The sequence below is a fragment of the Tatumella sp. JGM130 genome (genome assembly GCF_018257525.1).
Taxonomy (GTDB): Bacteria; Pseudomonadota; Gammaproteobacteria; order Enterobacterales; family Enterobacteriaceae; genus Tatumella; species Tatumella punctata.
This window is the reverse complement of sequence record NZ_JAERJS010000036.1, coordinates 1-14,058: the sequence shown is the minus strand read 5'-3', so window position 1 is coordinate 14,058 and position 14,058 is coordinate 1. Positions and strand designations below refer to the sequence as shown.

General features: G+C 53.9%; 12 protein-coding genes and 2 pseudogenes. 2 read left to right on the top strand and 12 right to left on the bottom strand.

Annotated elements, in window-relative coordinates; all coding sequences use genetic code 11:
* The first annotated feature begins 287 nt into the window (after positions 1 to 287).
* Positions 288 to 1,019, top strand: a complete 732-nt coding sequence (locus JK211_RS14195) for a MerR family transcriptional regulator (RefSeq protein ID WP_212709325.1) — start codon at positions 288 to 290, stop codon at positions 1,017 to 1,019.
* A gap of 48 nt (positions 1,020 to 1,067) precedes the next feature.
* On the opposite strand, the gene JK211_RS14190 is transcribed toward JK211_RS14195, so the two are convergent.
* From JK211_RS14190 to JK211_RS14155, 8 genes and pseudogenes are all read right to left on the bottom strand, one after another.
* Positions 1,068 to 2,414, bottom strand: a complete 1,347-nt coding sequence (locus tag JK211_RS14190) for an NTP/NDP exchange transporter (protein WP_212709324.1) — start codon at positions 2,412 to 2,414, stop codon at positions 1,068 to 1,070.
* A 303-nt stretch (positions 2,415 to 2,717) separates the two neighbouring features.
* The gene (gene lptG, locus JK211_RS14185; protein ID WP_212709323.1) at positions 2,718 to 3,788 is read right to left on the bottom strand and encodes an LPS export ABC transporter permease LptG; all 1,071 of its coding nucleotides are present in this window, start codon (positions 3,786 to 3,788) and stop codon (positions 2,718 to 2,720) included.
* Positions 3,788 to 4,855, bottom strand: coding sequence for an LPS export ABC transporter permease LptF (gene lptF / locus JK211_RS14180; RefSeq protein ID WP_212709322.1), 1,068 nt, complete (start codon positions 4,853 to 4,855; stop codon positions 3,788 to 3,790). The genes lptG and lptF overlap by 1 nt, the downstream gene beginning before the upstream one ends.
* The gene (locus JK211_RS14175; protein ID WP_212709321.1) at positions 4,842 to 5,459 is read right to left on the bottom strand and encodes a YtfJ family protein; all 618 of its coding nucleotides are present in this window, start codon (positions 5,457 to 5,459) and stop codon (positions 4,842 to 4,844) included. Before JK211_RS14175 ends, lptF begins: the two co-directional genes overlap by 14 nt.
* A complete protein-coding gene (locus JK211_RS14170) occupies positions 5,456 to 6,304 on the bottom strand; it encodes a hypothetical protein (RefSeq protein ID WP_212709320.1) in 849 nt (282 codons plus the stop codon). The genes JK211_RS14175 and JK211_RS14170 overlap by 4 nt, the downstream gene beginning before the upstream one ends.
* A 1-nt stretch (position 6,305) precedes the next feature.
* Positions 6,306 to 7,639 (bottom strand): annotated as a pseudogene (locus JK211_RS14165) (lipopolysaccharide biosynthesis protein).
* A gap of 45 nt (positions 7,640 to 7,684) precedes the next feature.
* A complete protein-coding gene (locus tag JK211_RS14160; RefSeq protein WP_212709319.1) occupies positions 7,685 to 8,452 on the bottom strand; it encodes a hypothetical protein in 768 nt (255 codons plus the stop codon).
* 27 nt (positions 8,453 to 8,479) lie between these two features.
* The gene (locus JK211_RS14155; protein ID WP_371734645.1) at positions 8,480 to 9,211 is read right to left on the bottom strand and encodes a hypothetical protein; all 732 of its coding nucleotides are present in this window, start codon (positions 9,209 to 9,211) and stop codon (positions 8,480 to 8,482) included.
* A 255-nt stretch (positions 9,212 to 9,466) separates the two neighbouring features.
* On the opposite strand from JK211_RS14155, the gene JK211_RS14150 reads away from it, so the two are divergent.
* Entirely contained in the window at positions 9,467 to 10,192 is a 726-nt protein-coding gene (locus tag JK211_RS14150) for a thymidylate kinase (RefSeq protein WP_212709339.1), read from the top strand.
* Between the two features lie 50 nt (positions 10,193 to 10,242).
* Here the strand turns inward: JK211_RS14150 and JK211_RS14145 are convergent, their stop codons facing one another.
* The 4 genes and pseudogenes from JK211_RS14145 to JK211_RS14130 all read right to left on the bottom strand — a co-directional run.
* The gene (locus JK211_RS14145; RefSeq protein WP_212709318.1) at positions 10,243 to 11,415 is read right to left on the bottom strand and encodes an aminotransferase class I/II-fold pyridoxal phosphate-dependent enzyme; all 1,173 of its coding nucleotides are present in this window, start codon (positions 11,413 to 11,415) and stop codon (positions 10,243 to 10,245) included.
* Positions 11,402 to 11,662, bottom strand: coding sequence for an acyl carrier protein (locus tag JK211_RS14140; protein ID WP_212709317.1), 261 nt, complete (start codon positions 11,660 to 11,662; stop codon positions 11,402 to 11,404). Before JK211_RS14140 ends, JK211_RS14145 begins: the two co-directional genes overlap by 14 nt.
* A 30-nt stretch (positions 11,663 to 11,692) precedes the next feature.
* Positions 11,693 to 12,607, bottom strand: a complete 915-nt coding sequence (locus tag JK211_RS14135; protein WP_212709316.1) for an NAD(P)-dependent oxidoreductase — start codon at positions 12,605 to 12,607, stop codon at positions 11,693 to 11,695.
* A pseudogene (locus JK211_RS14130) lies at positions 12,604 to 13,983 on the bottom strand (fatty acyl-AMP ligase); the annotation flags it as partial. The gene JK211_RS14135 and the pseudogene JK211_RS14130, both read right to left, overlap by 4 nt.
* Positions 13,984 to 14,058 lie beyond the last annotated feature (75 nt).

The window sequence follows — 14,058 nt, the reverse complement described above, 5'->3', positions numbered from 1 at the left end:
CACCATTTCCGAACACACTATGTAAGCGCCACAGGTTACTGCCCGCCGGGAATAATATATTGATCCGGATCGAGAATTTTTCAGATCCGGATATATTCTGCGGGTAATTGGTCAGGTCCCGGGAAAAACGATTACCGCACCGGCAACCGGCTGGTGGCGGTTTTTTTTCGCCAGTCACTGCGTCGATGAAAAACTGATTAGTCACTGGCCGGTTGCCCTGCAGCGGCTAACAGAACAGATAAATTTCGTAGTATATTACATACTTTATTTTTTAACCGGCGTACTGCATGTTTTACTCGATTGGTGAATTTTCCCGGCTGTGCGGGATAAATGCGACCACGCTGCGCGCCTGGCAGCGTCGTTATGGCTTACTGACCCCGCAGAGAACCGAAGGCGGGCACCGTATGTACACAGATGATGATGTCCGGCTGGCCCTGAAAATTCTCGACTGGCTAAGAAAAGGGGTACCGGTCAGTCAGGTAAAACCCCTGCTTAGCCGCCCGGAAACCGGCCTGACCAATAACTGGCTGTCCCTGCAGGAAAAGATGCTGCAACGCCTGAAAGAGGGAAAAATCGATGCACTGCGCCAGATAGTTTATGACGCTGGCCGCGAATATCCGCGGCCGGAACTGGTGACTGAGGTTCTGCGCCCGCTGCGCAGTCAACTCTCCGCCAACATTCCGGCCATGCTCACCCTGCGGGAAATCCTCGACGGTATTATTATTGCCTACACTTCTTTTTGTCTGGAGGGTGATAAAAAAGTCGCGGGCGATAATATTCTGATCGGCGGCTGGCTGCTGGCAGACCCTTGTGAAGTCTGGCTCGAAGCGCTGAAACGGACCGGAAAAGGTCTGCGGCTGGATGTTCTTCCCCGGCCCGCTGCCACCCCGGCCCCGGTGACTTTCCCCGATAAAAAATGGTTACTGGTGACCGGTGCCCCACTGACGGCTGCACAGGCAGAGCAGTTTCAGCGCTGGCAACAGCAGGTAGCGTCTCTGGAACTGATTACCCTGTACTGACCTCTGTGGTTAACCCCTCAGGCAGACAGAGAGTCTGAACAGGGCTGATCAGTACTGTTCAGGCTGCCGGCGATGGTGATCAGCAATCACCCGCTGTCTGCGTCCCAGCCATAAACTGTTAACCCACCACAGTAATGACAGAGGCACTGCCACCCACGCCATCAGAGCCACCGGTATACCGATGGCCCCCATCGCCGCCCAGCTCCAGGCACCCACCTGATCACCCGCCCGGTACACAGCCGTATCAATAAAACTTTTCGCTTTGTATTTATCTTCCCGTTGTAACACGGTAAACAACACCTCACGCGCCGGCCGGGCCAGGGCAAAATTCCCGGCACGGCGGAATATGCTGAACAGCATGACCGCCAGCAGGGTCGGCCACAGAGATAACGATAAAAAACCGATGATGGTCAGAACCGGCAGAAAACAGAGCACCAGAGCCGTGCCATAACGGTTAAGCAACCGGCTGGCGATAAAAACCTGGGTCAGTAGTGTCAGGATATTGACCGCGAGGTCGGTGGCTGCAAAGAAAGTGGTGCGGGCATCTTCACTGTTAAACGCATGTCTGACCAAATCCGCCTGCCGAAAATACAACAGGGTCGATGTCGTGGAAAACAACAACATATACAGACAGATATTCCTGAGGTACGGCGAACGGAAAGTATGTGTGATACCGGCAAAAATACTGCCGCCGAGGGCCGGGGCGTCATTGTCGCGACTGACTGAGGTATCAGTCGCAGCGGATCGGCTCAGCCCGCAGGAATGATGAATTAACCGCCGTACACAAAATATGGCGCATAACAACAGCAGTGCCGAACACAGCAATAGTCCGCTGATATTCAGCAGACGGGCAAACAGGGTTGTCAGAAAAGAGCCCCCGATAGCACCGACAGTGGCACCGGCTGCCATCAGGGCAAACAACCGTCCGGCACGCTCGGTACTGAATAAATCCGACACCAGCACCCAGAATACGGAAACCGCATACAGGTTAAATACAGACACCCAGACAAAAAACAACCGCCCCGCCCACACCCGTTCACCGGCCGGTAACCAGTACATCAGTGCAGCAAAAATCAGTAAATTAATGACAAAAAAGTAATAAATCAGCGGGATAAGACGCTGCCGCGGAACCGAACGGGATAACGCCGAAAAGGGAATATTCAGCACCAGCATACAGAGTAATGTGGCAGTGAATAACCATTGCAGGTTATGCACTCCTCCTTCAACACCCAGCGTGTCTCTGACTGGCCGTAAAATATAGTAGGAACATAACAGGCAGAAGATATAAGCCATACACCAGAGCAAAGGCTGCCACTCTTCAGGCCTGATATTGAAAAATGCCAGTACCCGTGCTTTCGTCTGCGGCCCCTGTCTGAATTTGTTTAGATTCACCATACCGGATTAACCCGCTTTCAGGAAACCTCTGTCACTGGCAGCAACTACCGGGTCTGTTTCGGCAATATGCTGCCGGTCACGCCATCACCATACAGCAGCTAAAGCTAGGTACCTTTTGCGCAACTGTCAATTAATGGCTCAGCCTGACAGGCTGTGTTGCTGCAGTGGGAACCCGTCTGAACCGCGTATTGCACCAGGCGGGCAGCAGCACAGGAAAAATGTTTGATTATGTATATTTTTGTGTCGCTTAACCCTTCCAGGGAAAATGCCCGCGCAGGGACAGGGCGCGCCGCTCCCCGCCGGTTACTGATGGTACCGGTCAAAACGCCGCAGCAGTATCAGTGCCAGCAACAGGAGACTTAGCGGCAGTAACAGTGCCGTCAGCAGCGGGTTGAATGACAGCAGTAACCCGAGGCTCAGTACCACCTGGTAACTGATATAGGTCAGCAATCCGGTAATGACCCCGACAGCCAGCCGCCCTCCTGCCGATGCGCGGGGTGCATTCAGAGTGAAAGGAACGGCCAGTAACAGCATCGCCACCATCAGCACTGGCTGTCCTGCTTTTTTCCATAAACTAATCCGGTACTGGTTGTCCGGTTGTCCGGAGGATTGCAGATAACCAATATAGTGCCATAACTGCTGTACTGAGAAACTGTCCGGAGGCTGTATCAGATCCGGCAAACGCGCCGCCGGGAGTATCGGTTGCCACGCTGTCTGTTCAAGGCTGTTCAGGGTTTCCTGTCCCTGCCGCCATTGTTTCCGGGTGACCTGATGCAAGGTCCAGAAACCATTTTTTTCAGGGGTTGCGGTACGGGCATAGCAGTAGCGGTTAAGGGTGAAGTCCGGATTGTAGATGAAAATCTCAATATCAAACGGCTCACCGGCTGCATCCGGATATCTGAGGGTAACAAATTGATTATTTCGCCGCGCCCATAAGGTATTTTTACCCTCCGGCAGATCGGTCTGAGCGCGTGCTTTGATCACCAGCGCCTGTTGCTGCAGAGGTGCAGCAATCCACTGATCGACCGCCGCAGATATCACGGCCGCCATCGCCCCCGCCAATAGCATCACCCGGCCAAGGGCGCAGACAGAAAGTCCTGCACTGCGCATCGCCGTCAGTTGCTGGTTTTTTGCCAGCAGCCCGAGTCCGTTAATACCACCGAGTAAAGCAATAAACGGGCCGATATCGACCAGGGTGCGCGGCACCGTCATAACCACCACCAGCAGAGCCTGCGGCCAGCGATAGCCGCTGGCAGTGACATCCTCCAGCTGACTCATCAGATTAAACGTGGAAAAAACCGGCAACAGCAGAGCCGCTGAAGCCGCACAACCGAAGAACAGATAACGGATCAGGTAACGTTCGATAATCCCCATCAGACACGGTGCCGCAGTGACGAAAAGTCCCTGAACATCAGCATCAGTAAGACTATGGCGATGCTCACCGTCACCAGCCAGCCCCCGGGGATCTCCGGCAACGAGTTATTGGCCACCAGGGTACGGCACAGATTTCCGCCATAAAATATGGCAATAAATACCAGCGTTAATGGCAACAGCGCGGCATAGCGCCCCTGGCGGGGGCGGCAGCGGCTCAGAGGCACCGCAAGCAACACCATCATCAGGGTATTGATGCCGCGGCTTTGTCGCCATTGCAATTCTGCGATATTTCCGGGGACCGGTACATCTAACAACTGCCTGACCGTGGCAGACTTCTGCCCAGTGCGTAGCGGTATCACCGTCGGTTTCAGCGCCATTTGCAACACATTATAATGTTGCAGGTTATCATCCCTGCCCTGCCGGTCGAGACGATAGGCGGTGCCCGCCTGTAATCGCACCCCGGGACGGAGCGGGGACGGATCAGTGACAGTGACTCGTTGCGCACGGTATAAACGGGTAATATTGCCGGTGCGCGAGTAGATAAGTGCATCGGTTAACTGACGGGTAGCAGGATCAATCCCCGCGGCCAGCACCATTCTGCCACTGTTATTCTGATTAAACGTATTTGCCTGTAAATGGCTGACATCCAGTGCTGACTGTGACTGTTGCTGCAACTGGTAAATCTGGTTATACGCGCGGGGTCTGCCATACAGCGACAACACCGAAACCAGCAACGCCAGCACCACCGCCGGAAACAGTACCGCTGTATACACCCGCCACGGACTGCCACCACAGGCAAAAAATGCAGTTATTTCCGAATCCGTGTGCAGTCGCCCCAGAACCACTGCGGCAGCCACATATAATCCGACCGGTAAAAGCATTTCAAGTGAGATCACTATTTTATAAAATATTACCGCCAGAACAACCGGCAGAGCCAGGGTCCCGTTTGCCGCTTCCGTCAGATAACGTTGTGCCGAGTAGCTGGCGAACATCACCACCAGCAAGCCGCTGATCAGTATCGCCTGACGGGCTATTTCGCGCATCAGATAGCGTTCAATTACCCCCATGGTTTTTCTCCGCCATGACAGCACGCGGTTTTAGCGCCTCCTGCCGCTCCCCGGCGACCAGCTGTTGTAACAGACTGAATACCTGACGGCTGTCGGCCGCTGTCAGCGGGCCTTCCTCAACCCGTCGGACCAGGCCGCCTTTATCCAGCACAACCAGCGCACTGCTGTCTGCCTTCAGCTGCCAGCGCCTGCCGACCTGCCCGTCATTATCGATAACAAACAGGGCCCACGGATAACGTTGCTGGAGCTTTTCTATTTTCCGACGCACAAAATAACCTGTTCCGGGAACAGTATCGTCCATATTCACAATAATCACCGGCTGGAAGGCCGTGACCGGAAAGCGGGCATGCTTTACGGCGATCATCAGTTGATGATCATTGTGTTTTACGGTGCTGCGTCCGGCCATCACCAGTACGACCCTCACCTTACCTGCCAGTTCACCACTGTCCCAGGGACGGTAGCTGATACTCTGAGCACTGACAACCAGCTGACCGCGATCCCTGATCTGCAGCGGGGCCACCGGCTGGCCGTACACCAGATTATGTGCCGCCGCCGCGTGGATGATCAGCCATGGCAGCAGTATCAGATAGCGGAACAGGGTCATCGGTTACCCTCTGCCGGTAAGGAAAAAGCGGTCAGTAACTGTTCCAGACGCCGGCGGATATCACTGTCCAGTGGTGCCGGCCGATCGTAGATATCACCGCCTGACAGTTTATCAGCCACCATCTGGTCATGACGGTCCCCCATCAGGCCGTTAATCACCGCCATAAATCCGGACATCTGACGGGCATGGATATTTTCCGGGGCCAGTGAACGCAAAGTGTCATAAAAGGACAGCTGCTGGCTGACGATTTTTCTCAGCTCATGGAATTCTGCGCCACTCAGCGTCTGGCGGGTGGTTAATTGCCGCAGCCGCTGTAGCTCTGCCCGCCGGTAAACGGCAAACCCCTGCTCAGTCTCAATTTCCGTATGCTGCAGTGCATAATCAATCACTGACCAGACAGCTGTACTCAGTAGTCCGCGCAGGATATAGCCATATTTACGTAGTTGCCCCTGATTCCCGTGGCGGAAGGCATCCTGAAAGTGGCCAAGCATCACCGTCGTCATATTCAGCAAACGACCAGGCCGGTGACCGGTACTGTACAGCCGCAGGGCAAAGCGCAGGTGTTTGTAACGGGCACGGATATATTTGTAGCGCATCCGCACCGCCAGTGGCTGGTTACTGTTCTTCAGAAATGTATTGATCAGCGCCAGCAGTTCTTTACGGTGACAGCCCTCTTCCCAGAATTGCAGACAAAGGGCGTAGTTTTCATACAACACCAGTGACGGGTAGCCGAATTCAGCACAGGCCGGCAGGCTGTCTCCGGCCCCGATAACATCATCCTCTTCCACCGCCTGAAATAATAATGCCGTGGTTTCGGCAGGGAACTTTTGCCAGTGTTTACCCATGTTACTGCCTCTCGCGGAACATAATCCGTCCCGGCCGGTGACGGCCACGGTAGGCACGCAGTGTCGGGATCAGGGTTAACAACATACTCAGGCATTGTCCGGCAAAGTAAGCATAGGCGGCCCCCCGCACACCGGACAGATAACAACTGCCAGTCAGTAATATCAGGTAACAGAAACAGGCCAGTACCTGATAGATTAAAAACGTCCGCTGTTTTCCGGCCATCAACAGTAACGACTCCAGCGGGAACCCCAGCATCGATACTATGGTGGCCCCCAGCATAATTTTGATTAAATCGTAAGCCGCCAGATACTGATGACCAAACACCGCCGTAATTAACGGTTCTCCCGCCACCAGCACCAGTAAGGCCACAGCAATACCCAGTCCTCCGGCCATCAGGGCTGCACGTAACCCCAGTCGCCAGGGGGCGGAGGTTCGCGGGTCAAGCCGCATCACTTCCGGATAAAAGCTTTTTCCAGTAACCGGGCCGGTGTTCCGGTAGCATCATAAAAGGTCATGGCTATTTTAAATAACCCGGCAGCCGCCGGGCCGGAGACCAGTCCGACCAGCACGGTGCTGCATGAGTTTCTTGCCGCCCACAGGGTATGAGCGATATTGGTCGTCCAGACAAAGTCCCAGGCCCCGTGCAGGTTTCTGGCCGCGCCAAACAGGGCCGGTTTCAGCGCATGACGGATATTACGCCGTTTCAGTTCCCGTCCGGCAAACCACCAGAAAAGGCTGCCGCCTGCCAGGTTAGCGATATACCAGCTGATCATAAACCCCGCAAAACCGAGCCTGAAGTAATAGCAAATCACGCTGCCCGCCGCCTGTAAAAATGGCCTGACCGCCTGCTGTATCGCAATTAAATCAAAGCGATCCAGGGCGCGTAAAATACCGGTCGGTGTCGAAGAAGTCATGGAAGGGATTAAGGTGCAATACACCATCGCCAGCCAGAGGGTTTCCCGGTCTAACCCCAGGGAGGAGGCAAGAAACGGCAACAAACCAATCCCGCCAGTAATTGCTATCAGACTACTGACGATATCCAGACCGAATGAAAAGCGGACGACTTCACGGAAGCGGCCAGTATTATTCTCCTGCAGGGCCGGGGTGCCAAACTGCACCACAAACTGCCAGGTCTGAAACTTAATCAGGTCACTGACGGCTTTGTTATAGGCCTGAATAACCACCAGCACGCCGAACATACGTGGCGTCATACCTTTACCTGCACAGGATAAGGCCAGCAAACCGAGCAACGCACTGACCACACTGCCGCAGCAAAGACTGACAGCATTACGTAACAGGGAACGGAAGGCACCGTCACGCAACCAGTGCTTCATGGTTTACCGTCCGCACATTTTACCGGACAGTGGCCGGCTATCAGGCTATTTTCCATAAAAAATATCCTGCTGCTGTCGGATATCACCGCCGTCAGAAGCCAGTCGCGAAATTGCCGCTAATGCATTACTCAGCACCCGTGGATAAGCGATCCGTGAGTCCAGCTCAATAATACGGGCGCCGTTATAGCTGATACGCTGCATCTGTGAAATTTTGTCCTGCAACTCTTCGTAAGAGTGATCCGGTTTACGGGAAAATGCCGTATCCGCGTCAATATCCAGCCGCAGGATCAGTCCGGGACGGATTGAGGCCATCTGCTGATAGAGACGCCGTTCACTTTCGGCCAGCCGTGTCAGTAAGCGGCCCCTGACCCGTTCGATACCAATGCCCGGCCCGTCATAATAGAAGCCGGATATTTCCGCCTGTGGGTAACGATCACAGATCACCAGCACTCCGCTGTCTGCCAGCCGTACCGTTTTACGCAAACAGGCGGCCCGCCACAGAGAAAAACCATACATAATCAGCGCCACCCACAGGGACGGAGCCTGGTTGCTCATACGCTGGCTTTTATCAGATTTGGCCGCCAGCCTGCGTTCCAGCCAGATGCCAATCAGCGGTAATTGTTTAATTTTGTCGCCATTTTCACCGGAAATAAGTCCAAGGTAGCGCCGTACCACCGGACGCTGTACCCTCAGGCGGTTAACGATATCAGCTGTCAGGGTCGACTTACCGGTGCCATCGCTGCCGGCCACCGCAATCAGTCCCTTAATGCACTCAGCCGGACGGCGGGTGTTGAACGGAGTTTCTGTTTTCATAAATTTCGCCTGAAAATCCCCTGACCATCACATATCTGGCGGGGTCAGTCGCTGGAGTATGGCACGTAACGATGCCTGACAGATCTCGGCGGCAGGCGCAGTACCATCAAGATCAATAATGGTGGCCCCGTTAAAGGTCAGAGACGGGATCAGCGCTATTTTTTCGCGCAATGCCACCGCAGGATGATCCGGCTTGCGGGTACAGGCGGTTTGTTCGTCCACGTTCAGCCGAATCAGCAACCGCGGCGGGTATGAGGCCATCCACTGGTACAACCTCTGCTCCCTGCGGCGCAGCCAGCCCAGCCAGCGGTTTCCGCCACTGGTTTTCGCCAGTTGTGCGCCATCAACCCGAAACCCTGCGACCTCAGCCTGCGGATAACGATCGGTGATCAGCAATCTCCCCTGGCGGGCTTTCTTCAGCATTTTCCGGAATTTATAACCCCGCCAGCAAGAAAGTAAGAAGATGACCAGTGCGGTCAGATTGCCCGGCAGACGGGAGGGATGTTCACTGACCCGCTGTGCGCGGGATAAAAGAAACCGCCCCACCGGCCCGCCAACCAGCGGCAACTGTCCCAGCCATCGGCCTATCGCCCCTGATGACTGACCGAGATAAATCAGTTCTGTAGGGTTGTATGCAGATAAGTAATTCACCAGACTGTTCGCCAGCGTTGATTTTCCGGAGCCATCACAACCTGTGATAGCAATTATTTTCCCTGCCGACGGAGGAAGGTTTTTTATTTCCTGTGCAGACACAGTGATTATCCATAAATTAAAAAAATCATTTTATTCTAAATAAAGACATATTCAACATAGCAAAACTGAAATGCGCAATTAAAGTCAAAAACATAAAATAACTGCCGGTTATTACTTTAACTTGTTTATCACTTAAATAAATATCACATAATAACTAAGCACTATTTGTCCACCACCGGCACTAAAATGCCCTGTTTTGTGCAGAACTATTAAATAACAGCTGTTATATTCGGGATTGTTTTATCAAAAGAGCAAACCATGATAAATTCCAGTTGGCCACCGCTAATTGCGGTTATTGGCAGTGATGGTTCGGGAAAGTCAACGATTTGTAAATATCTGATCAATGAACTGCGAAGATATGGCCCGGCGATGCCGGTACATTTAGGTAAACAGGCAGGAAACACCGGCCGTGCATTATCTGCTTTACCTTTACTGGGTAAACCATTAAAAAAAGCCATTATACATAATACAAAGAAAATAAAATCACCACAGGCAAATGTCAGTCTGTTATCCGCGCTGGTTATTATGGCTTTTGTCGGACGACGGTTATTACGTTTTCGCAGGATGCTGAAATACCGGCGTAAAGGATATATTGTACTCACTGACCGTTTTCCGCAAACACAGGTGCCCGGCGGCTATGACAGTCCGTCATTCCCCGAACAGATAACCGCCGGACGGGTTATTCAGCGGATGGCAGAAAAAGAACGTAAGTTATTTGCATGGATGACCCTGCAACAACCGGATATGGTGATTAAACTGAATGTCAGTCTGAATATTGCCTGCCAGCGAAAACCCGACCATTCTGAAGAAAAACTGGCCAGAAAAATAGCGGTGACACCACAGCTTACTTTCAGTAATGCAGAAGTGGTGGATATTGATGCCGATCAGCCCCTGAATCAGGTGATTACCCTCGCCGGTCAGGCAATCGGGCAGTTTATGGAACGTCGCGGCTACTGCCCTCCTGCCGGTAATGCACCGCGGCAATAACCATTGTCCGGATTACGCATCCGCCATCATTATGCGTAATCCTGTGACGGTTATTGTTTTAGCCGGGTAAATACCTGAATAATTTTATCAATTTGCTGTTCACTGTGCGCCGCATTGACGCTGCAGCGCAGCAGAGTCATACCGGCCGGGGCCGCCGGGGGCAAGACCAGATTAACGTACACCCCGTGATCAATCAGGTCACGCCATAAGCGCAGCCCTTCCTCCTGCGAAGCAATCATCACCGGCACCACCGGGCTAATGCGCGGCCCCGACTGATAACCGGCCAATGACAGCCCGTGGTATAAACGTCTCGCGTTGTCCCACAACTTATTTCTCAATGCCGGGCAACCGGCAATGGTACGTAAAGAGGCCCGCACTGAGGCAATACTGGCCGGGGAAGGCGATGCGGTGAAAATATATGGCCGGCTGCTGTAACGCAGTACTTCCATCTCTTTACTGCCGGTAGCAAAACCGCCAATCGCGGCCAGACTTTTACTGAATGTGCCCAGAATAATATCAACATCCTGTTCCACACCCGCTTCTTCAGCCAGTCCGCGGCCATTAGGCCCGGTCACGCCGAACGAGTGCGCTTCATCCACCAGCAGGTAGCCACCCCGCTGTTTTTTTACAGCGACAATCTCCGCCAGCGGGGCAACATCCCCCAGCATGCTGTAAATGCCTTCGACAATGATCAGTGCCTCTGCAGCCCGCTCTCCCAGCCGTTGCAGGCGGCGATCCAAATCGGCCACATCATTGTGCCGGAAGCGGATAATCTCTGCCCCGCCCAGTGCGCAGGCATCATAGATACTGGCATGGCTGTCCGCATCTATTAATACCACTGCCCCGGGACAGGCCAGCGTACTGATCACTGCCAGATTAGCCGTATATCCGGTAGAGAACACAATCGCCGACGGACGGCCAAAAAATGCCGCCAGTTCCTGTTCCAGTGCAAGGTGGGAACCATAGCTGCCGTTGGCCATCCGTGAGCCCGTGGTTCCGGTGCCCTGCTGTGCCATTGCCATCTGACCGTCAGCTATTGCCTGCGGGTCGAAAGTCAGGCCCAGATAATTGTTGGTCCCGGCGAGTATTACCCGCCGGTCGCCGATACGTCCCTCAGTTGCCGAATAAACTTCATCGATGCAGGTACCGAACGGATTCAGTCCCGAGTGACTGAAATACTGCCGCTGGTTTTTCAAACGGGAGAATTTATCATAAAGACCCATTTGCGTTCTCCAGCCAGGGTTGCAAGGCGTTCAGTAACTGCCGCGGAGTTCTGACGTCCAGCAGGATATTAATCGGAATCGAGATATCCAGTTTATCTTCAAGCATCATCAGCAAATCCAGCACCCTGACAGATTCCAGCCCCAGGTCATTAATCAAATCGCTGTCGGGGGTGATTTCCACACCACTGTCAGCAATATTTTTCAGGCAGGTCAGAATACAGGTCATCACAGCATCACGATTTAGCATAGCTACGTTGTAAAACCTCGGTTCAGAGAATTAAAAAAGCCGCTCACGTAAAGCACGTTCGAGACTCACTTCAGGACGCCAGCTGATAGCGGCAGTCAGCCGCTGATTACTGGCAGACCAGTCCGGATGGATGATTTCGCGGATTTTAGCCGGGGTAAGCATTGGTGCTTTCCCCGTCACGCGGTGGCACTGCACAGAGATCGCCGCCAGTAATCTCAGCACCGTTAACGGGATACTGGCCCGCCATACCGGCCCCCGGCGGACACTGGCCCCGATGAGCTGCAGGCGTTTCCAGCTATAGCCTCCTGGCATGCCGTCACAGAGTTCATAAATACCGGTGGCCGGAGATGCGCTCAGCAGCCACTGGCTGACTGCAGTAGCTAAATCACTGACGTGCAGAAAAGAAAGTGTCCCGTCATGGCCTGCCGGGCAGGGTAATACCCCGCGTAACAGGCCGTTCAATAACGGGTAAAGTTCTTTATCACCACAGCCATAGACCGCTGTCGGCCGGAAGATACCGAGGGAAATATCTCCTGCAAGCGTCTGCAGTTGCTGCTCAGCCCGGTGTTTAGAAGCGGCGTACCAGGAAAGTTCCGGATGGCGGGCGGCCAGAGAAGAGATAAACAGAAAACGGCGACACTGACCGCTGTGCAAAGCTGCCTGTAACAACGCCTGGCTGCCGTGCAGATTCGTGCGGGTAAAAACGTTTTCGCTGCCGCCTCTGACCTGACCGGCACAATGGATCACATCATCGGCCCCGCGAACCAGTTCACAGAGCGCCTGCGGACTTTCCAGACAGCCATGCACCCAGCTTAGCCGTGCGTCAGGGGCTGAACGCTGAGTACGGGTCAGGGCGCGGATCCTGAACCCGCGTCGTAGCAAATCACCGACGATATACCGGCCAATAAAGCCGGTGCCGCCGGTCAGGGCAACCGTACGGTTCATGGGGCGAATCCGGGGACCGGCAGCGCAGGACAGACTGCCGTGGTCATCCAGCGCTTCCTCGCTTCTGCCCTCGCCGGTTTACCGGAAGAAGTACGCGGCAGACTATGGGGCAGCAACAGTTCGATCTCCACCACCACCCCGAATTCGCTCTGGATGCTGGCAGATAACGAGCGGACCAGCTGTTTACGACGTTCTTCTGAGCTGATCCGACACTGGATTTGCAGGATTATCCGGGCATTCTCCCCGTGATCCTCCGTCACAAAAGCGATGGCATCGCCCCTGTTCACTTCGGGTTCCGACTCCGCCAGATACTCAATATCCCGTGGCCAGATATTGCGGCCGCGGATGATAATTAAATCTTTTTTACGTCCGGTGACATACAGGTAACCTGCCGACTGGTATCCGAGATCTCCCGTGTCCATCCATCCGTTATTCAGCAGTTGTTTTCGTATTTGCGGGTCACCAAAATAGCCACTCATCAGGCTGGGGCCGGAAATACAGATATGGCCGACCTGTTGCTCAGGCAGTCTCATTCCGGCTTCATTTCTGATTTCAATACGGTGACCGGGTAATGCTTTACCGCAGTTAACAAACACAGATACTGCGCGGGTACGGGCAGATGGTACAGCCGCCCGCCCCTCGTACTCCAGAATATCGCGGTCGATCGTATCCGTCTGTACGCCGCAGTTTTCATCAGAAAAACTCACCGCCAGGGTATTTTCAGCCAGCCCATAGCAGGGCATAAATGCCGCCGGGTTAGCGCCGACCACGGCAAAGTGCTCACTGAACCGGGCTAACAGTTCCGCAGGAATAGGTTCGGCACCGACCCCCGCAACCCGCAGACAGGAGAGATCCATCCCTGCCAGTTCTTTCTCACTGCTGCGGCGTAAACAGAGATCATAACCAAACGGTGGTGCCACCGTGACAGTACCGCGGTTTTTATCAATCAGTTTCAGCCACTGTAACGGTCGCATGGCGAAGTCCTGGGTACGCAGATAATCAACGGATAACTGGGTCGCCACCGGTGTCAGCAGAAACCCTACCAGCCCCATATCATGGTAAAAAGGCAGCCAGGAAACACAGCGATCGCCGGGACGTAATTTAATGCCATCATGGCTGATGACCTGCAGATTGGCCATGACCGCCCGCTGGGTAATGATCACCCCGCGCGGAAAGCGCGTGCTGCCGGAAGTATATTGCAGATAGGCAATATCATCGCCGGACGGTTCGCTCAGCGGTATCCGGCCGCAGGGCAAGGCACGCATCTCCTGATGACTGAGGACATAAGGGCCGGATCCCTGCGTCATCGCCGAACGAACCAGCGACAGCCACTCTTCACCGCTAATAATCACTGCCGGTGCGCAGTCATTAATCAGGTTCATCGCACCTTAGCGTGAATTAATAGAAAACGGCGGTAAAAGTGGTTAGTTTTGTATTCGCCAAAACACTAA

Excerpts from the sequence above, each read along its gene's own strand:
- JK211_RS14135 (WP_212709316.1), bottom strand. The coding sequence starts at position 12,607 with ATGAACCGTACGGTTGCCCTGACCGGCGGCACCGGCTTTATTGGCCGG.
- JK211_RS14145 (WP_212709318.1), bottom strand. The coding sequence starts at position 11,415 with ATGGGTCTTTATGATAAATTCTCCCGTTTGAAAAACCAGCGGCAGTAT.
- JK211_RS14140 (WP_212709317.1), bottom strand. The coding sequence starts at position 11,662 with ATGCTAAATCGTGATGCTGTGATGACCTGTATTCTGACCTGCCTGAAA.
- JK211_RS14160 (WP_212709319.1), bottom strand. The coding sequence starts at position 8,452 with ATGAAAACAGAAACTCCGTTCAACACCCGCCGTCCGGCTGAGTGCATT.
- JK211_RS14190 (WP_212709324.1), bottom strand. The coding sequence starts at position 2,414 with ATGGTGAATCTAAACAAATTCAGACAGGGGCCGCAGACGAAAGCACGG.
- JK211_RS14195 (WP_212709325.1), top strand. The coding sequence starts at position 288 with ATGTTTTACTCGATTGGTGAATTTTCCCGGCTGTGCGGGATAAATGCG.
- JK211_RS14170 (WP_212709320.1), bottom strand. The coding sequence starts at position 6,304 with ATGGGTAAACACTGGCAAAAGTTCCCTGCCGAAACCACGGCATTATTA.
- lptF (WP_212709322.1), bottom strand. The coding sequence starts at position 4,855 with ATGGGGGTAATTGAACGCTATCTGATGCGCGAAATAGCCCGTCAGGCG.
- JK211_RS14175 (WP_212709321.1), bottom strand. The coding sequence starts at position 5,459 with ATGACCCTGTTCCGCTATCTGATACTGCTGCCATGGCTGATCATCCAC.
- lptG (WP_212709323.1), bottom strand. The coding sequence starts at position 3,788 with ATGGGGATTATCGAACGTTACCTGATCCGTTATCTGTTCTTCGGTTGT.